We start from the raw sequence: 19,842 nt of genomic DNA, 5'->3' as shown, positions 1-19,842 counted from the left end.
CAAATGAACTGGCGATTAAAAATTATACTCAAGATTATTTTGACGAGGTTGCCCATTCCTTATCGGGTTTGGAAAAAAATTGGTTTATTTAAATTTGGCCAAATGGACACTTCAAATTATGCAGAAAAAATATTTAATTTACATTTTAGGCATTTTTCCAATTTAAGGCAAAAAAGTGGTTTCACTGTTCTTGAATTAGGGCCGGGGGACAGTGCACTCTCTGCTTTGTATGCATACCTGCACGGAGCCAACGCTATTTATTTAATTGATGTTGGGGATTTTGTGAACACCAGCGTCAACACCTATAGAAATGCTTATGATCGATGGTGCGAAACAAATGTTACAACTAGAAAGTCTCCAGACTTCAAATCCTTTGCTTGCTTTATGTCTAGTGTGAATGCAATTTATCTTACTAATGGCGTGGATGACCTTCAAAATATCAAGGCTAATTCAATAGACTTCATTTTTTCCCATTCGGTCCTAGAGCATGTTCGAAAAGACAAACTCGATAATGTGCTCCGTGAACTTTATCGCATTTCAGCGATAGAAGCCATTTCAAGTCACAACGTGGATTACATGGATCATTTAGCTGGTGGGCAAAATAATCTATATTTTTCCGACGCGGTTTGGGAGTCTGAATTTTTCGCAAATTCCGGCTTTTACACTAACCGTATACCCCCGCACAGAATGCACCAAAAAATAAGTGATGCCGGATTTAATGTGATTCATGAGCAGTTTGGTAGTTGGAGCATTTTGTCACTTGAGGAAAGCGAGGTACATAGAGATTTGAGGGGGGATTATAACAGACGACTAAGTGCTCCTACTTCCAGTCTAGTTTTGACAAAAAATAAATGACTAGTTTACGCTTTGATTGTGTTTTGATAAAAAGCTCGTAAATCAAATGCAAGCCGCATTAAAATACTCAAACGAGTAAAATCTGAGATCTTGTCTTGCGGGGTAAAACTTGGGAGCGCGTTAGAAGGCCTAGGCGCATCTAAAAGATTGATTTGCTAATATTCTTGATTGATGTTGTAAACGGCCAAGACCGTCGTGACACCTGATGGAAAATTTACACTGGTAATAAAGATTAAACGGGCGTCAGAGGTGGAACATAGAGTCTGATTGCACTAATCTAGCAAGGTCTACCCTTAGCAGGCTTTCTCACGCGGCGTTAATGATTGTAGAATGAAAACCTGGGATAAAAATAATTATGGCTGTTGAACTTGCTTAACTCGCATCCAAAACCCTTCATTACCACTTAACTCCAACCTCATTTTATTACAGTAGGCTTTTATAATGATAAAATTCGCAGTAATTGGTAGCAACTCATTCTCGGGTTCGAATTTCGTCAGGTTTATTTTGAAAAAAGGAATAAGTGTCGATGGTTTTAGCCGTTCAGAGGAGCCTAATGAATGCTTCCTACCATATAAGTGGGAAGATTCACAAAATTTTCAATTTCATCAAGCAGATTTAAACAAAGACCTTAAAAAAGTTGTTGAGGTTATATCTGATCGAAAGATTGATTATGTTGTTAATTTTGCAGCGCAAAGTATGGTAGCTGAAAGTTGGGTCAATCCTGTGCATTGGTTTCAAACAAATGTTGTCTCCACGATTGCTTTACATGAAGAACTGAGAAAGTTAAGTACAATTAAAAAATATGTACATATCACGACACCTGAAGTTTACGGATCTTGCTCAGGCTACGTCAACGAGACACAAAGTTTTAATCCAACTACGCCTTACGCGGTGTCGAGAGCCGCTGCTGATTTGAACCTTAATGCTTATCACAAAGCATACGGCTTTCCGTTTGTTTCCACAAGAGCTGCAAATGTTTACGGGCCGGGTCAACAGTTATATAGAATCATCCCGAAGACTATTATGTGTATCCTAAATGGAGAAAAACTTTACCTGCATGGTGGTGGAAAATCCAGGCGCTCCTTTATCCACATTGATGATGTTTCAAACGCGACTTATCGGGTTGCACTCTCGGGAGAAATTGGATCCACTTACCACATAGCGACAAATGATCTAATATCAATCGAAGAGCTTGTGAACACCATATGTAAAATGATGGATGTCGATTTTCAGGATCATGTTTTGTCGGCGCCAGAGCGTCTAGGTAAGGATGATGCTTATATGTTAGATAGCTCAAAAATTCGTGAGCAACTTAATTGGGATGATAAAATAAAAATAGGGGATGGTTTGGAGGGATGCGTTCAATGGGTGTTGGAAAATCTTGAAGATTTGAAAAAAGCTCCAACCAAATATAATCACAAGGCTTGAAAATGAAATCAATTTTAGAGTTGGAGCTCCTAGCAAAAAAGATGCGGGGCAAAATCGTTGAGAATGCCCATGTCAATGAAATTCCTCACTTGGGGTCTTGTCTTTCCTGTGTTGATATACTTGTAACTCTTTATTTTAAGTATCTGAATATTGACCCTAAAAATGCAAATGATTTTGAGCGGGATAGATTTTTGTTGAGTAAAGGTCACGCAGCCCCGGCTCTTTTTTTCGTGATGGCTGAAGCCGGCTTCTTTCCACCCGAAGCCCTTCAAGATTTTGGCAGTAATGGCTCCTTTTTCCATGAGCACCCTCCCGCTCCGGGGTTTGTGCCTGGTATAGAGGCCGCAACAGGCTCTCTGGGCCATGGACTTCCAATTGCTGCAGGTTTTGCGCTGGCAGGTAAAATTAGAAAATCAAGCTTTCACTCTTATGTACTTTTGAGTGACGGCGAATGTAATGAGGGTAGCGTTTGGGAGTCAGCGCTATTTATCTCGGCAAACCAGCTTACCAACATAACGGTTTTAGTGGACTTAAATAAATGGCAGGCGACTGGAAGAACAGATGAAATACTTTTAAAAAATTCACTAAAATCAATGTGGTCATCATTTGGTTGGAAGACTGTAGAGGTTAATGGGAACGATATTGCAGAACTTGATAAAGTGCTTGAAAAGTTGAGTAAAAACAGGAGTAAGCCAGTTGCGATCATAGCGAACACCACCAAAGGAAAGGGGGTTTCATTTATGGAAGATGACAATAATTGGCATTACAAGATTCCCAACGAAATAGAAGTAAATTTGGCAAAAAAAGAGTTGGGAGTTATTTGATGAGAAATGCTTTTGCAGATGAAATAAATGAACTCGCTTTTTTGCACCAAGACATCGTTGTTCTTTCGGGTGATATAGGAAATAGGCTATTTGATACCTTTAAGAAAAATCATGACAAACGGTTTTATAATTGTGGCGTTGCTGAAGCTAACATGATGGGGGTTGCTGCAGGGCTTGGAATGTCTGGCTTTCGACCATTTGTTTACACAATAACGCCATTTCTTACTTCTCGTTGCTACGAACAAATTAAAATTGATGTTTGCTATCACAATGCCCCGGTTACAATAGTTGGAACAGGCTCAGGGTTATCCTACGCTCCACTAGGGGCAACGCACCATTCGCTAGAAGATATTGCAATAATGCGTGTGCTGCCCAATATGCAAGTTTTTGCTCCCTGTGACTCCTTAGAACTGAGAGCGGTCTTGAAAGAGACAGTAAACCGGAACAGCCCAAGCTATATTAGAATTGGCAAAAAAGGTGAGAAGCAATTTCATACCAGTGAACCAAAAAACGTGACAGAAAAGCCTAGTTTGATGAAAAGTGGTCATGACGTTGTAATAGTTTGCGCAGGAACTTTAATGGGTGAGGCGTTGAGTGCAGCACGTTTACTAGATGAACAATCTGTTAGCACGGCCGTTGTAAGTATGCCGACCGTGAAGCCATTGAACATTGATTTTGTTTGCGATCTAAGTGAGAGGTTTAAATTGATGGTTTGTGTTGAGGAGCATTGGCAGACCGGGTGGATTTGGAAGTGCCATCGCAGACATCCTTGTGAGTTCTGAGAAGAACGCTGGGTTTATGTCCGTGGCGGCAAAAAATGAATTTATGCACGAATTAGGGAGTCAAGACTTTGCCAGGGATTTCTACGGACTGAGCGCAAGCCATATTGCAGAACAGGTGACGAAAAAACTGACCCGTCAGTGAGAGAATAGGACGTAATAGATTGAAAATAGGGATAGATTTTGATAACACTATTGTAAACTATGAGACACTATTTTTTGAAATCGCCAGCAAACTGGGGCTGTTGCCTGCCGGTATCGCGACGTCAAAAAATTCAGTAAAAGGTTTTCTAAAAGGGGCAGGGCGTGATGATGAATGGACAAAACTTCAGGGTGAAGTTTACGGATATTACATTAAAGATGCTCCACCATTCGAAAACTGTATTGAGGTCTTAAAAAATCTCGCGCGCGATGGGCATGAAGTTTTCATAGTCAGTCATAAAACTAAATATCCTTATGTCGGGGAAAAGTATGATTTGCATATGGCTGCTAATAGGTGGATTGAAAACAATTTATTAAATAATGGTGCAATTAGAATCCCAAAGCAAAATATTACTTTCAATAACCATTTAATCCAAAAGATTGAAAAAATTTCTAAACTTGGATTAGATGTCTTTGTTGACGATTTAGTCGATGTTTTGGAACATCCAGCGTTTCCAAAAAATGTTAATAAGATTCATTTTAGCGCAAAAGATGAGAGCTATTCTGGCGAGCTGGCTCACTGCTCAGACTGGCTATGTGTTTACAAAAAAATATCTGATTTTAATTTCTAAATATTTGGAAGGTTGTATGGTTGACAGGGCGCTAAAGGCAGCACGGGTTATGCTCAAAAACTCGAAAATTGAAGATGAGGTCTTTAGTGCTGAATTGCTCAACAAAGGGGGTAACAACAGACTTTATCGGATAGAAGGAGCCTCAAATCAGTATCTTCTAAAGTCCTATTTCGTTTGTGGAACGAGCCACTTGGAACGAATAAAACGTGAGTTTTCTTTTTTGGAGTATGCGAACGAATACGCGCCAGAGTTTGTGCCTTCACCCATTGCTTTTGATCTGAAATCTGGTTTTGGTTTAATGGATTTTATTGAGGGGTCTCAAAAATTTAATTTGAAAGAGAACCCACAGTTTGTTTCGTTAGCAACCAAATTCATTAAAAAGCTAAACCCTCAGAGGGGGAGAGGAGCTATGCTAAAGCTTCCGGATGCGGCAGAGGCAGAGTTTTCCTTTCAAGGCCACTTTGGACTAATTCACAATAGATTGCGGAGCTTGGCGGAGATCGAAGTTTCTGATACGCTAGATATTACAGCGAGGAATATTGCAAACAAACTGGCCCAAAATTGGCCAATGGTCATTCAAAAGGCTTGTGCAAAAATAGAGAAGTATTGCTTAAGCCCTAATGCTAATTTACCCGCAAGGTTTTTGTGCGCTTCTCCGTCCGACTTTGGCTTTCATAACGCAATTAATCCCATAATTGGCAACTTACGGTTTATTGACTTCGAATATGCTGGTAAAGACGACCCCGCAAAATTAATTTGTGATTTTTTTGAACAGGTGGCGTGCCCAATTCCCAAAAAATATGAACAAATTTTCATATCTCAGATTGGAAAGCATTTCGATGATGAAGATTTTATTAGCCTTCGAGTCGAGATTCTGCGTCCACTTTACGTGGTTAAATGGATCTGTATCATACTAAACGTTTTCAGGGAAAGTGGTCGAAAAAGAACTAGCTTTGCTCATGATATTAATTTAGCTTCACTGCATGAAGTTAAAGCCTTGCAACTTCTGAAGGCTCAAGAAAAAGTTGAAGCAATACTGTGAGGGCGCCTTATGCAGGAAATTGATTTTATTTCTATAGTTCACAAGAGAACAACGAGGGACTATTTGGCTCGGGTCAACGACACCGACTTTCCAAAAGCAAAGGCTGCGACATTAGCAAAAAAATGGGATTTTGATTATTGGGATGGTGACCGGAGAGTGAATTATGGTGGTTACAAATACATCCCTGACCTTTGGAGGCCCGTTGCTAATGCGATTGCCCAGCATTATCATCTTAGAGAAGGCGATAAAGTTCTTGATGTGGGCTGTGGAAAAGGTTTCCAGCTTTTCGAGATAAGTCAGTCGGTTCCGGGCATCATTCCTCGTGGTTTGGACTGCTCAAGTTACGCTCTCAAAGAATGCAAGCCTGAATTAAGCGATAAATTAGTTTTAGGGTGTGCTACCGAACTACCGTTTGATGACAATGAATTCGATTTTGTTTATTCTATAAATACTCTTCACAATTTAAAAACTTATGAATTAGAGAAAGCGCTGAAAGAGATCGAGAGAGTTGGAAAAAAAAATAAGTACATTTGTGTGGAGTCTTATCGGGATGAGGTAGAAAAAGCCAACCTGTTATATTGGCAGGTGACATGCGAGGCGTTCTGTACTCCGGAAGAATGGAAGTGGTGGTTTGAAAAGACTGGTTACAGCGGTGACTTTTCTTTTATTTATTTTGAGTAGAAAACAATGCTTCCAAAAAAAATGTTTGCAGCAATCTTGGTTAAACAAAATTGTCAACTCGTTGTTGATGAGGTTTTGCTTCCAAAAGAGCTCGCTGTTGGTCAGGTCCTTGTGAAGTTATCGTATTCTGGAATCTGCGGCTCTCAAATTGGAGAAATACGCGGTGTAAAGGGTGAAGATAAATACTTGCCACATTTGCTAGGGCATGAAGGCTCTGGTTTTGTTGAGTCGATAGGTCCAGGGGTTTCAAAGGTTCAAAAAGGGGATCCAGTAGTCTTGCATTGGAAAGAGGGTATTGGCATTCAAAGCGAGCCTCCCAAGTATGACTGGAAAAATAGGCAGTTGAATGCAGGTCTCATTACGACTTTTAATGAGTTTGCAATTGTTTCAGAAAATAGATTGACCCCAGTTCCGTCAGGCACCGACATGCGTACACTATGTCTCTACGGGTGTGCGATAACTACTGGCTTCGGTGTTGTTGAAAATGTAGCTCAAATAAAGCTTGGTGAGTCTTTAGTGGTCTTTGGTTCAGGTGGTGTTGGTTTAAACATCATTCAAGCTGCTGCCATGAGGGGAGCCTACCCGATAATAGCAGTTGATAAGTTTGCTAACCGACTTGCATTGAGTGAGTTGATTGGCGCTACCCACGTGATCAATTCATTGCGTGAAGATGTAACTGGCAAAATATTGTCTATCTTGAATGGCATTGGACCCGATAATTTTATCGATAACACCGGAAATACGGACGTGATTTCGCTTGGTTATTCAATTACGAATAAAAGCGGTAAGGTCATTCTAGTTGGAGTGCCTGAAACTGGGAGATCTGTATCACTTAATACTCTGCCGCTTCATTTTGGTAAGAAAATCACTGGCACCCATGGGGGCGACGGTCACCCAACCCAAGATATCCCGAGGTATCTGAAAATATGTAAATCAAAAGAAGTTGATCTAAATAGTATAATCAGTGAAGAGTACCGCCTTAAAGATATTAATCACGCTATAGAGTCTATGACTACAGGTAGCTCCGCAGGCCGATGTTTAATCGCATTCAAAGAGTAAAGATATATGCAGAAATGTATCATTTGCGAAAGCTTTCTGAACAAGTCTATTGCAAATCTGGGTAATTTGCCTCCTAGCAACTTATATCTGAGAAGCGTTTTTGATGGTTGGGTGTCTCACCCATTGCAAGTGGGGATTTGTTCTTGCTGTGGGCTAGTACAACTGGTTGAACCCATGTCTCTAGAAATAATAGAGCCAAAAGTGAATTGGATAAAATATGAAGAACCTGAAGATCATCTAGATACTCTTGCTCATCGATTGATAGAACTACTAAACTTGTCACCAAATTCAAGAATAGCCGGCTTGACATATAAAGACGAAACGCTTCTTGAAAGGTTTAAAGTAAAAGGGTGCAAAGATTACGTAAGTATTGATCCAAGATCAGATCTGGGAATATCAAAAACTTGCTTTGGACTTGAGACGGTTCAAGAAAAAATTAACCCGGCGCAGATGGATTTTGTCGCAAGGAATAGGGGAAAATTTGATGTTGTGATTGGCAGGCACATTCTAGAGCACGCCCGAGATCCAAATGTGTTTGTCGAGGGGTGTAAGGCTCTTCTCAAGCCCAATGGGTTTTTGATCTTGGAGGTGCCGGATAATGAAAAGGTTTTAGCACATGGAGATCATTGCTTCGTTTGGGAGGAGCATTGCTCCTACTTTACTCCTCTCACGCTAAGGCGATTTGCGTTAAGACATAATTTCGAAGTTTTGGATTTGCAAATTTATCCGCAGTCTTTTGAAGACTTGTTAGTTGTTATTTTGCAAAATGCAGACAAGCACAAATATTGTAAACTGGGGCTTGAATCCACCGCTATTGACCAATTTGTAGCATTTTCAAATGCCTTCGATAGAAACAAGAAAAGGTTGCAAACTAAATTAAGGAACTTAATCGCTCAAGATAAAAAATTAATCATGGTGGGCTCTGGGCATCTGGCAATAAAATTCATAAACATGCATGATTTGCAAAGTTATTTTTCATACATCATTGATGACAACCAATTAAAGCACCGCCGCATCCTTCCAAAATCAAATCTCGAAATAAAGCCCTCAGTGGCGTTGCTGAGCGAAACTAACGCAATATTATTTCTATCGCTTAGTCCAGCCAGTCAAAAATCTTTTTTGCAAAAACACAAAGAACAAATAGATGGATTGGAGATTTACTCAATATTTAATATTCCACATGGGATTTAGAAAGCATGAATAGCATTAAATTTAAACAAATCAATGAATCCGTTTTTCAATCAAATCTTGATGTATTTATATTGAGTGATTTAGATGTTAATTTTCTCAAAGATCAGGCACTGTCTAGCGCGAATAAACGTTGTCGAATATGCTTGCATCAAAAGCCCACTGATTTACTGCACGAGATGATAATTGCTCTCCATCGTGACACGTTGGTTAGACCCCATAAACATCATGCAAAAACAGAGTCGTTTCACATGATTGAGGGAAAACTTGATGTTGTCCTTTTTAACGATTGCGGAACAATTTGTGAAATTATCTCTTTGTCTAGTGAAGGCTTAGGAAGCCCTTCTTATTATCGTTTGAACTCCAAATTGTTCCATACGGTTTTAGTTCAATCAGAATTTGCGGTCTTCCAAGAGGTAACCAATGGCCCGTTTGAACAGCAAGATACTGAATTCGCTTGTTTCTCACCTTCCGATGAAGAAGGGCTTTCGCAATATTTGCGCGAATTGAGGTGGAGGAAAGCATGAAAGAACTTGTTTTAATTACGGGTAATTTCAACGTACTGCATCCCGGGCACCAAAGGTTGTTTCGCTATGCTAAAACATTGGCTAAAAAGCTGTGTGTTGCAGTTGCGAGCAATAAGATAGCTGGACCCAATGCGTATTATGATGAGGCGTTGAGGTTGGAGGGAATAAAAAATAACGTTCTAGTGGATGACGCTTTTCTGATGGTGGGGCCAGTAGAAGACCTCATATATTCATTAACACCAGATTTTGTTTTAAAAGGCTCAGAACACGACGGCAAATATAATCCAGAGCAATTAGCTCTAGAAGAAACAGGAGGGAAACTGATTTTCCATTCTGGGATGGGATATGTTGATAATGCGGCACCTAGGAGCGGGTTTAGTGTTTGGAAAAATAAAATCAGTTTGATAACACCAGCGTCTTATATTGAGCGGCACGGAGTCCAAAAAAAGGTATTGAAAGGTATCCTACGTAAGATACAAAATAAAAAGGTTCTCATTTTGGGAGATCTCATAATTGACGAATATGTCGATTGTGAAACTCTTGGGATATCTCAAGAGGATGCAAATCCGGTATATAGAAAAATTAATAGTAAAAAATACATTGGTGGTGCAGGTATTGTTGCTTGTCATGCCTCAAAGATTGGGGCGTCTGTTACTTTTTTGAGTCTGTCGGGGTCTGATGACTCGAGAAAGTTTGCTCTTGCTGAACTTTCTTCTGCCAATGTTTCCGCTTTTATTGTTGAAGATCAAAGTCGTCCGACCTCACTCAAAAAACGGTATAGAATAGCCGGCCACTCAAGGGTTAGAATAAGCGAATTAACTTCACAACCTATGATGTCTAGCTTAGAGAACATTATCTGCGAGAAAATATTAGCTCTCAAAGAAAAGCCAGAGTTGATTATTTTTTCTGATTTCAGCTATGGATTTTTGACGAAGCGACTAGTCAAATTTGTTGAGTCTTACGCTGATCACAACAAAATCCCAATTGCCGCGGACAGTCAGTCATCATCACAAGTTGGGAATATTTTGAAATTCAAGAATACAATACTCAGCACGCCTACAGAAACAGAAGCTCGGATGGGCTTAAGAAACCAAGATGATGGATTAGTAGCTCTATCAGAAAGTCTCAGAAAACGGGTAAATGCTAGACATTTGCTTTTAAAACTAGGTGCTGAGGGAGTGCTCGTTCATACAAAACAGGGTTGTACAGTTGTGACTGATCAAATACCTGCATTAAATTATAACGTAAAGGACACGTCCGGAGCTGGAGATGCGTTGCTCTCAATCTCAGCTCTTGCTTTGATGGTTGGAGCTTCGATTTGGGAGGCTGCGCTCTTAGGCTCGATAGGCGCTGCAATTCAAGTTGGGCGAGAGGGAAATATTCCCATACATTTTGATGAAATTATGGAGCTTGTATAGCGTATGCGCTGCTTTCTGTTGGCCGCAGGGTTGGGATTGCGTTTGCGCCCCATTACCATTAACACCCCAAAATGCCTTGTTAATGTTGACGGTAAACCATTGCTACAATTTTGGCTGCAGAGGTTGAGTGAACAGGGTTTTGGACCATTTTTGATAAATTCACATTATTTGCACAATAAAGTGTCGCAGTTTTTACAAAATACTGATTTGGGTATAGATGTAAAACTTGTTTTTGAAGAAAATCTTAAGGGCACTGCGGGTTCGATTGCAGACAATCTGAATTTTTTTAAAGATGGGCCTGGATTGGTTATGCATGCTGATAATTATGCAAAGGTTGATTTCTCTGCGCTACGGGATGCTTATGATACAAGACCCGAAAATTGTTCAGTTGTAGCGCTTACCCACAGCACTAGCACACCTGAAACGTGCGGTATTTTTTTACTAGATGAACACCGCATCGTAAAAAAAATTTATGAAAAAGAAGTTACGCCTATGGGTAATATCGCGAATAGTGCGATTTTTATCCTATCGCCGGAGGCAATGCTTGAAATAAAAAGAAATTACTCTCACCACGTTGATTTTTCAAAGGAAACTTTACCTAAATTTTTAGGAAGAATTCTTTCTGTTCAACATTCAGGCTTCTTTGTAGATGTCGGCACGCCAGAAAACCTCCAAAAAGCAAATTTATATGCCAAATCTGAATAAAAAAGGTTACTTTGATCGCGCCCTATGTTGATAATTTTTATACCATCACCGGGGCACATAGCGATAACGCTAAAGTGTTTTGGAAGATCAGTTGGCTTTATCTCTCGGCTAATGTCATAGTCCAATAGGGTAACGAGTTTTGTCGTTTTCTTTTTGTTTTCTTTACGCATTAATTGTGTTTGGAAAATCACCTCTACATGTAAGAGTTATAAGCCCACTGTGTTGGTTTGCCAGGGCTGATTAATATTTTGGTTATGATCGAAACTATGGAGACAGAGAGTAACTGTCTGTTGATTGAGATATCTGAATAAGATATTTTTGGAAGGTATGCCTATGATTATTTGTCGAACTCCAATGCGTATTAGTTTTATCGGTGGAGGGAGCGATATACCAGCCTTCTACGAAAAATTTGGTGGCACTGTGGTGTCAACTGCAATCGATAAATTTATGTACATTGCAATGAAGCCAAAGTTTGACGATAGAATTCGAGCTGCTTACTCAATCACTGAAGAGGTGGACTGTATCGATCATTTGCAACACCCTCTAATTAAGGCAGCATTATCAGAAATGAGGGTTTTTAAAGGTGTTGAATTGAGCTCCATGGCGGATGTTCCAAAAGGAACAGGCCTTGGTTCCTCGAGCGCTTTTACGGTATGCTTGCTGCATTCGCTTCATGTTTATTCCAAGCGTCCCCTATCTTCTGAGGAACTCGCCCAAATGGCGTGCAAGATAGAGATTGATATATGTAAGTCACCTATAGGCAAACAAGACCAATATGCGGCTGCCTATGGAGGTTTAAATCAAATTACATTCCATCAAGGTGGGGCTGTTTCGGTTAACCCACTATTAGTATCAAATAAAGTTAAAAAGAGATTAGCACGGCACATGATGCTTTTTTACACAGGTATTTCTCGGAATAGCGCTGATATTTTGAGCCACCAAGAAAAGGCGTTATCGAGAGGAAAAACCGCAACACAACTAGTCTTGAAAATTCGTGAATTAGTGAATCCTTTTATTGAATTATTGAGCAACGAAAATTTTCAAGGAATTGGTGAACTTCTTCATGAGTCTTGGATGTTAAAAAAACAGTTGACTTCGTGCACCTCTAACGCGCTGACTGATGAAATGTATCAAAAAGCTATCAGTTCGGGAGCATGGGGAGGCAAGTTACTAGGGGCAGGTGGGGGAGGTTTTCTTTTATTAATCGCTCCGCCAGATAAGCAGCAAGAGATATGCGTCTCATTACAGGATTTCAACCGCTTAGAGACTGATCTTCACGAAGGGGGAAGCCAGCTCGTTTACCTGAGTTGAGTAATGTGTTAGCAGGTTGCAATGAAGCAGGGAAGCATATGAGAGCATATTATTGAAAGATTAAGCTTTGTATGAAAATTTAATTTTTGGACGGGATGGACTCTTAGCTTATCATATTCGCAGAGAACTCAGAGAAAAGTGCTACACCACCTCCCGAGTTGCTGTGCATGAAGGGTGTTTTGAATTCAATCTTCAAAGCACAGATATTGCCGCATTTGTGTCACGTTTACCAGCGTCAATAAAAAATGCATTTGTCCTTATTGGCAATACTGATCTCAATTTTTGTGCAAGATTTCCAAATCAAACGCGTCATCTCAACGTTTTTAGAATAAGTGAGCTTTGTTATGAACTGTCGCAGCGTAAGATTAATATTATCTTTTCTTCTACAGACCATGTCTATGAAGGAAACAAGCAATTCTCGAGAGAGATAGATCCGGCAAACCCAACAACACAATATGGGAAACAAAAATTTGCAGTCGAAAATTTCTTAACTTCGGTTCATGGTGTAAAAATATTAATTGTGAGATTGGGAAAAATGTTGTCAGTGGCTTCTTTTGATAACGGTTTGATATGGCCATGGATCAAAAGTTTGAGTAATGATGAAGAAATAATGATCATTGAAGAGCAGCAGTTTACCCCCATTTTTGCGGATGATGTGGCCAAAATACTGCTTCACCTGGTCAAAAATGATCTCGTTGGTTGTTATAATGTTGGGGGAGAGAGTGCTGAAACCAGACTCTCAATCATTGATAGTTTAATTAATAGTTCCGAATTCCTACGAAATTACGATAGGAAAAAAATAAAAATTATCCGGATGAGTGAGGTTTTTTTGGAAGATCGTCCAAAGGATGTCACTCTTTCGATTGAGAGACTTAAGGATGTTTACCCTTATCAACTTATAAGTTTATCTCAGGCATTTTCTTTACTAGCAAAACAAAGTAACTTTTGACTAAGCTTTGATTATGATGCAGCGATATTTTAAATTTTTATCGGTTCCGTACCGTTATGCTCGAGTCAGAGTCAATAGTCGTGAATTTAAAAAATTTACCCAAGAGAAAGGTTTTAAATCGTTTTTAAGAGTGCTAATCATCAGCCTCCAAGTCGCTTTTTCCTATTTATTTCTTCCAATAAGTTTTGCTTTTAAAATGTGTGGATTTCGATTTGTTAACGTTGATTTGGAACAAATTGGTTCGATTTTCTACCTTGACTTGCTACTTCGTGAATATGCATTAGCCGGGCTAAATCATAAAAAGATTTTTGTGATGGCGCCCTCAGAATCCCTGGCAAACCGTTACTTAGTAAAACTCTATCGTAGTCACTGTTGTCTTATTCATTCCCAATTTTTGTGTTTGTTACTTTCACCTTTTTTCTTGTCTCCAGTGTATCGAGAGGACAGCGGTGTAAACTTTGACACTACTAACTTCGAGAAGCCAATCACAAACTCTATTTTTCAAAAATTTGAAAAAAAAATCGGCAAATCTCTCGTTGAAATGCCACAAGAAGACATCTCTGATTGCAGGAAGCAGCTAGAAAACCTTTCAATCCGAGATCCGATTGTTTGCATACATGCCCGAGATACAGGATTTTATGGTATAAAATCGCAAAATACGAGAAATGCTGATATCAATAATTATTTTGAAGCATCAGAGTATCTTATTCAAAAGGGGTATCAGGTTGTCAGAGTTGGGGATCCTTCTGCTACAAAATTAGATAAGAAATTTGGCAGTCTTGGAAATAAGTTTTTTGATTACGCTCACTCAGAGTTGCGCTCGGAAATGTTAGACATTTATTTAATGTCTCAGTGCGTGTTTTTTATTGGTTGCACATCTGGGCCAAGCGCAATCCCAATGTTGTTCAATACGCGCTCTGTAAATGTTAATTGGTATAATCCACAATCTGCCTTTTTGTCTTTAGAGGGGGATCTGTGTTTGCTTAAGAAGCTTGTCAGCATTAAGAAAGGTGAAAATCTTTCCTTGCCAGAACTCTTAACTCCGCCATTCACGAAAAATCTCACCATGAATGAATTGCATCAATTAGGTTATCTTCTGGAGGATAACACCCCTGAAGAAATCAGGCTTGCTGTTACTGTTGCAGTTGAAGGTTTAGAGATTGGCTGTGATGGCGCAGACTACATCACAGATCAACATTTTTGTTTTGGTCACAGAGGAAGGTTCCTAGAGTCTAAGCACTTGGCAGGTGTACGAGGAGAGTTTAGCCAAGATAGAGATTTATATGATAAATCAAAAGTCCAGCATTTGGTGTAGAACAGGCAGGAGTTCTTTTTCATAAATGGTAGGGCGCACGTGGGATGCCAAATCACCCTCGATATAAATCTCCGGTCGAAGTTTATAATTATATTGATTTCTTAGATCTATCAGTTTAACGGAAGGGTTCTGCGTAATGAAGTCCGCATTTGCTATTAGATCTCCCAAATAAAAGGAATACGAATTGTCCAAGTGTTTATAATGAGGATGCGTAACTAAAAGAACTTGCTTTAAATTTTTATCAGACGTCAAAGCTTTAATCAAATCATGCAAGGTTGATAGGAAATATTGTTTTTCTTCGTCTGTAGCTCCGTATTTCAAATACTTTGAGATCTCATCCCATGTGCAACGTCGCTGTTTAGATTTTAACATTTCATATCTAAACTTATGAAAAGTAGCTTCCAAAATATTTAATAGTGCTAACCCATCATCCCGAAGGGTGTTTTGTTTTTGGAAGAAATACGATAACGAGTATACTTCGTTGCTTTCATGGGGTTCAGGTCGAACCGCGACCTTCCCATTCACAACCTCCCTGAGATTTTTGTAACGACATAGTTCATCGCCAAAATCTGTTTGATCTATGAAAACTATTGCGTGGCTAAAGCTAATTTTAAATTTTTCACGTAATAAATTGACTTGGCTAGTTATGGTAGAGGGCGCATACGAGCTTATACCAGCTCCAATGCTGGTGATATTTCGTTGTTCCGCGAATTTCTTTTGGGATTGTTTTACGTTAGGCCACTCATAGTATTCCCCCCAACTGTCTCCCAAGTATACCAATACTGGGCGGTCATCAGAGCTTTCATTTAAATAAGTATAGATATACTCCTCTTTTGACTCGATGTGCGTCGCTTTGTTCACATCTCTCAGGTGGTGTAGCGTAGAATAGTTTTCTTGATAAAAGTCCAAGTACCCTTTTGGTATATAGGCAGCCCGGTTAACAAAGCTGCTTTGTATCGCCAAGTTAGCAAGTAGTTCTAAAATTCCAAAGCCACTTGAAATAATAATTAAAATGTATAGCAATTTTCGCATTTTGACCTAGCTTTTTATCATCATTGCTAACCCGTCAGGAAGATGTATGAGAGGTGCGTTTTTTTTGCTGAATTCATCAATCGCTTCCTTTGCTCCAATACACTCAGGGTCGCCGTAATCATCAAACAGCAAGATGCCTGTCTTTAAAAGTTTGGGGTATATCCATTCCAATGATTGTTTTGTTGGCTCATATAAGTCTACATCGATAAGTGCAAATGATACCTGCCCAACGTCAACTTCTTCAAATGTTTGAGGTATCCAACCTTTTATCAAGTGAATTTTGTGTTTGTCGCAAACCAGCTGATTTAGAGCTCTGTTTAAATATTCAAAGTTATCCCAGCTGAGTTTTAAGCTGTGTTTTTTCCAACGTTTGTAGCCAAATAAAGTAGTGTCTTTTGGATTTGGTTCACTGACACCCTCAAAGCTATCAAAGCCAAAATATTCAACCCTGGCTGATTTGCTAATTTGGTTCCAACGTCTTATTTGGTTGACCATTAGAGCGGCTGCCACTCCTCGATGCACGCCAAATTCTACGAAGTTTCCACCAAGTTTTATGCAATGGCATGATGTTTGGTAAACCATATACCTTCGCACAATATCTTTTTGTATTTCTTCCTCAAGTATTTTGCGAGACCAATAACTTGGCTCAAATTTGTCCTTGTCTTTTGGAAAACCTAGATTATAGGCTTCCTCTAAATCTAATATGAAGGTTTTGTCCCCAACCCAAGGAAGGTAGTGTGGGGATTTCTTCGAGATGTGTGTGCCATATGACTTGGCTAGGATTGCTATTTTCTCAGGCGTCTGAAAAAAATCTCCAAGTGAACGCCTTGAAAACCACTCAGCTTTCTGCATGTACCTGTTTAGCCGACCTCTGAGAGAAGACAGCACTTTTTGTTTAAGTTTTTTTGTTTTAATTTTCATAGCTGTAGTTTCCCGAAGTTCATCCTAACGAAACAAATGAGTAAAATCTAAGGTCCTTTACTAGTATTTAACCAGATTTTTTCGATTAATTCGTAATCTTCAATAACTTCGTTAATACTGGATAGGGGGCTGTCAATACTATTCATGTACCCATGTGCTTGGTTCTCAAAGCACCATTTTTTGGGCCCACGCGTTCTTAACGGGCCTTTATTTGAAAATATTTTTGAAACACCGTTTGTGTTCATCGGAGAAGGTAACTCAGCAGTTAGGGACTCCTTTTCAAAGCGAACCCAAACCTTTTCATGCCAACTCTTTAATTTTCTTTTACTTACGTCAAACGTAATATGTAGTCCATCTGCTATTCCATGTCCTTCAACGCGAAAGTTGTTCACATAAGTATGGAACTCTATATCAGTGAATTTACCAAGCAAAAAGTTTATCAAGTTAATATCGTGCGAAATAGCATTATTAAACCATTTATATGTCTCGAGGAGATTTGATGGAAGAAAAGTAGGGGCGCATTCGGATATTGGAAACCTGCACTGTCGAGACTCTGTTGGTCGAACATGAGGCGGCGGCTGAAAAGCATACCCATCGTTGTGGTTCTCAAAATGCACTGAAACAAGCTTTCCAGCTTCGCCTGATTTCCTAAACTCTTTGATTTTTTCTTTGAGCTGTTGGATGCCTGTGTCATATCGTTTCATGTAGCAAACAAAATAATCGACTTGATGTGTTTGAAGCGCAGCCTGTAATTGATATGCCTGATTTAAGTTGTGAACAGCTGGTTTCTCTGTGACCAATGAAATGCCGTTCTCTATAACTTCTATAGAGAGGGGAAAAACGCAGTCTCTTGGGGCGCTGAGTAAAATAAAATCCAGCCCCTCATTGAAGAGAGCGCGATAATCATCTACAAAATTTAGGCCTTTATACAATGTTTTAAGATAATTTTTTACACTTGGTCTTGTTTCTGCCACTGAGACAACTTCAATATTGTGGTTTTTGAAAAGAAATGGGAGGTGCCCAACTTGCGTCATCATTCCTCCACCTATTACACCGACACGTCTTTTCATTTTGTTGTTGCTCCAAAATTCACTGTTAATCTGGATTGTTTTCGTATTTTATGAGGGACTGAAATATTGGTGAAGTTTGCATAAGTGTGGAAAAATCACCTTCTGCCACCACCCTTCCATCTTCAATCTGAAAAATCTTGTGTGCTTTTCGGAGCGTGGTCGTTCTGTGAGTTATGAATATAACACAGGTGTGCTCAGATATGGCTCGCACAGTTTCGATGATTTCATCTTCTGTATTCCCATCCAGTGAGCTTGTTGCTTCATCTAGTAGCAGCAACGAAGATTGGTTGTATAATGCCCTTGCGATGCCGATCCTTTGTCGCTGTCCCCCACTCAAAAGTATTCCTTGCGCCCCCAGCTGTGTTTTATACTTCTGCACTTGCGCCTCAATAAAAGAGTCAATATGTGCCATTCTTGCCGCCCATTGCACCTTGTTGTAGTCGATATCATCAGCGTTCGTTCCAAAAGCTATATTGGATGCGATAGTGTCCTCTGCAACGTAGATATCTTGACCAACATGGGCAATTGAATTTCGCCAACTAGTTTTTTTTTCTGGATGTAATAAATTTCCATCGATTTCAAAGCTTCCAGATTCGCTTTCAAGCAACCCCATTATTATGTCTGCGAGGGTGCTCTTTCCGCTCCCAGACGAACCAGTGATTGCTGTGATTTGGTTTGCTTCAATTCGAAGGCTTATGCCATTAAGAACTAGTTTTTTATTTGGTCTTTTAGCTCCGCTTTCCAAATATCTAAATTTAATGCCTTTTAATTCTATGTGTGACTTTAAATTGATTGTGCTGTGATTGGCACCTTCGCTTCTGCATTCCTCTTCTTTTTCTATTAGTGCCAGTGTTTTTCTTAGAGAGGTTTCCGCTCCTTGGGTTGATGAAAATGCATTGTATATCTGTTGAAAAAGCGGCAGCAAACGTGCCAGTGCGATGCCGATCAACCCCAACATGGGTAAAAGGTCTGCAGGCAAAATACCACGCTCTAATGTAATAACAGCGCCAATGCAAATGCCAGCCAAAGCTAGGCCCTCAATGATAAGCCTTGGCGCAGCGGAAAGGTAAAAGTTTTTCGATTTCGCAAGCCTGTGCTTTAATTCGGCATCATAATGATTTTTGATGAAGATATCCTCTTTTCCGCCCAATTTGATTTGTCTAATGGAGTTAAGGGAGTCCTGGACCTGTTTTATGCTTGATTGGTATCCTTCAGAAACTTCTTTGCTGTTTAATTTCAGATTTGTCGATACGAGGAACGTTGAAATTAAATAAGAGCTGCCCACCGCTCCAAATAGCAAAAGGGTTAGGGTTGGGTTTAGGAAAAAAATCATTATTACGACCGAAATAATAACAATGAAGTTCGAAAAAAAAGTTATCAAATTATTCAAGATACCCATTGAATTTGATACATCGTTTGTCAGGGTGCCAATCACATTTAAACTGCTGGTGTGAAAGTGCCCAGACAGCGGTTGTAATACTATTTTTTTAAAAATATCGTTGCTTATTTTTGCGGAAATTTGCGCTATCAGTCTTGCTTGATAAGCGATTAAAAAAATTCGAGAGAAATTGGAGAGTAAAATAAGCAATACAAATATTGAACCGAAAAAAATTCGAATGCTCCCAGTATTTGTAACGCCAAGTCCGTTAACGGAGAGGCCCAGGATCTCTATAGTTTTTAGACTATCAACGTTCACTATTGAATAGATGAAGGGTAGAGCAGCTCCTATTCCACTGACCTCAAGCAATGCACTACACAAATAAAGCAGCAAAAGAATAAGTAAAGATTTGGTGTTTTTTTGCGTTGAAAAATTAAGTAGTTTTTTTGTAAGACACAGGAGATCTGAAATGTTACTAAACGTATTATAAATGTTCATTGTCCACCTTGATATTAACGGTCGTATTGTACTTGGTGAACGTATAGCAAATTCCCCTTTCTTTTACAGTTTTAATTTGGCATGATCAG

19 protein-coding genes are annotated in these 19,842 nt (G+C 39.5%); 15 read left to right on the top strand and 4 right to left on the bottom strand.

Going from position 1 to position 19,842, the window contains the following annotated elements; translation table 11 throughout:
* Positions 1–3 precede the first annotated feature (3 nt).
* The 15 genes from ABXT40_RS07840 (at position 4) to ABXT40_RS07770 (ending at position 14,854) form a co-directional block, all read left to right on the top strand.
* Positions 4–855: a methyltransferase domain-containing protein gene (locus ABXT40_RS07840; RefSeq protein WP_443645059.1), complete on the top strand. Its 852-nt coding sequence runs from the start codon at positions 4–6 to the stop codon at positions 853–855.
* A gap of 441 nt (positions 856–1,296) precedes the next feature.
* On the top strand, positions 1,297–2,283 hold the full coding sequence (locus ABXT40_RS07835; protein ID WP_443645058.1) for a GDP-mannose 4,6-dehydratase: 987 nt from the start codon (positions 1,297–1,299) through the stop codon (positions 2,281–2,283).
* A gap of 2 nt (positions 2,284–2,285) precedes the next feature.
* A complete protein-coding gene (locus ABXT40_RS07830) occupies positions 2,286–3,107 on the top strand; it encodes a transketolase (protein ID WP_443645057.1) in 822 nt (273 codons plus the stop codon).
* Entirely contained in the window at positions 3,107–3,889 is a 783-nt protein-coding gene (locus ABXT40_RS07825; protein WP_443645056.1) for a transketolase family protein, read from the top strand. The genes ABXT40_RS07830 and ABXT40_RS07825 overlap by 1 nt, the downstream gene beginning before the upstream one ends.
* Positions 3,890–4,050: 161 nt before the next feature.
* Positions 4,051–4,659: an HAD family hydrolase gene (locus ABXT40_RS07820; protein ID WP_443645055.1), complete on the top strand. Its 609-nt coding sequence runs from the start codon at positions 4,051–4,053 to the stop codon at positions 4,657–4,659.
* Entirely contained in the window at positions 4,580–5,701 is a 1,122-nt protein-coding gene (locus tag ABXT40_RS07815) for a hypothetical protein (protein ID WP_443645054.1), read from the top strand. The genes ABXT40_RS07820 and ABXT40_RS07815 overlap by 80 nt, the downstream gene beginning before the upstream one ends.
* A gap of 9 nt (positions 5,702–5,710) precedes the next feature.
* A complete protein-coding gene (locus ABXT40_RS07810) occupies positions 5,711–6,382 on the top strand; it encodes a class I SAM-dependent methyltransferase (RefSeq protein WP_443645053.1) in 672 nt (223 codons plus the stop codon).
* A gap of 6 nt (positions 6,383–6,388) precedes the next feature.
* Positions 6,389–7,441 (top strand): zinc-binding dehydrogenase, encoded by a 1,053-nt coding sequence (locus ABXT40_RS07805; protein WP_443645052.1) that lies wholly within the window; start codon positions 6,389–6,391, stop codon positions 7,439–7,441.
* A gap of 6 nt (positions 7,442–7,447) precedes the next feature.
* Positions 7,448–8,632, top strand: coding sequence for a methyltransferase domain-containing protein (locus ABXT40_RS07800; RefSeq protein WP_443645051.1), 1,185 nt, complete (start codon positions 7,448–7,450; stop codon positions 8,630–8,632).
* 5 nt (positions 8,633–8,637) lie between these two features.
* Positions 8,638–9,156: a WbuC family cupin fold metalloprotein gene (locus ABXT40_RS07795; protein WP_443645050.1), complete on the top strand. Its 519-nt coding sequence runs from the start codon at positions 8,638–8,640 to the stop codon at positions 9,154–9,156.
* Positions 9,153–10,574, top strand: a complete 1,422-nt coding sequence (locus tag ABXT40_RS07790) for a PfkB family carbohydrate kinase (RefSeq protein WP_443645049.1) — start codon at positions 9,153–9,155, stop codon at positions 10,572–10,574. The genes ABXT40_RS07795 and ABXT40_RS07790 overlap by 4 nt, the downstream gene beginning before the upstream one ends.
* A gap of 3 nt (positions 10,575–10,577) precedes the next feature.
* Positions 10,578–11,279, top strand: a complete 702-nt coding sequence (locus ABXT40_RS07785; protein WP_443645048.1) for a nucleotidyltransferase family protein — start codon at positions 10,578–10,580, stop codon at positions 11,277–11,279.
* A 333-nt stretch (positions 11,280–11,612) separates the two neighbouring features.
* Positions 11,613–12,590 (top strand): GHMP family kinase ATP-binding protein, encoded by a 978-nt coding sequence (locus ABXT40_RS07780; protein ID WP_443645047.1) that lies wholly within the window; start codon positions 11,613–11,615, stop codon positions 12,588–12,590.
* Positions 12,591–12,657: 67 nt separating this feature from the next.
* A complete protein-coding gene (locus ABXT40_RS07775; RefSeq protein ID WP_443645046.1) occupies positions 12,658–13,539 on the top strand; it encodes a sugar nucleotide-binding protein in 882 nt (293 codons plus the stop codon).
* Positions 13,540–13,552: 13 nt separating this feature from the next.
* Positions 13,553–14,854 carry a TIGR04372 family glycosyltransferase gene (locus ABXT40_RS07770; protein ID WP_443645045.1) on the top strand — a complete coding sequence of 434 codons (1,302 nt, stop codon included), beginning with the start codon at positions 13,553–13,555 and terminating at the stop codon, positions 14,852–14,854.
* On the opposite strand, the gene ABXT40_RS07765 is transcribed toward ABXT40_RS07770, so the two are convergent.
* The 4 genes from ABXT40_RS07765 to ABXT40_RS07750 are packed head-to-tail and all read right to left on the bottom strand — an operon-like array spanning position 14,831 to position 19,753.
* Complete coding sequence (locus ABXT40_RS07765) at positions 14,831–15,886, bottom strand: hypothetical protein (RefSeq protein ID WP_443645044.1); 1,056 nt, start codon at positions 15,884–15,886, stop codon at positions 14,831–14,833. The two genes, ABXT40_RS07770 and ABXT40_RS07765, sit on opposite strands and share 24 nt — an antisense overlap.
* 6 nt (positions 15,887–15,892) lie before the next feature.
* Complete coding sequence (locus ABXT40_RS07760) at positions 15,893–16,807, bottom strand: TylF/MycF/NovP-related O-methyltransferase (protein WP_443645043.1); 915 nt, start codon at positions 16,805–16,807, stop codon at positions 15,893–15,895.
* A 47-nt stretch (positions 16,808–16,854) separates the two neighbouring features.
* A complete protein-coding gene (locus ABXT40_RS07755; protein WP_443645042.1) occupies positions 16,855–17,877 on the bottom strand; it encodes a Gfo/Idh/MocA family protein in 1,023 nt (340 codons plus the stop codon).
* Between the two features lie 25 nt (positions 17,878–17,902).
* Positions 17,903–19,753: an ABC transporter ATP-binding protein gene (locus tag ABXT40_RS07750; protein WP_443645041.1), complete on the bottom strand. Its 1,851-nt coding sequence runs from the start codon at positions 19,751–19,753 to the stop codon at positions 17,903–17,905.
* Positions 19,754–19,842 lie beyond the last annotated feature (89 nt).

Source organism: Candidatus Ponderosibacter sp. Uisw_141_02 (assembly GCF_048087665.1).
GTDB lineage: Bacteria > Pseudomonadota > Alphaproteobacteria > Puniceispirillales > Puniceispirillaceae > UBA3439.
Note: the sequence above shows the minus strand (reverse complement) of the source record. Positions and strands in the feature narration are given on the sequence as shown.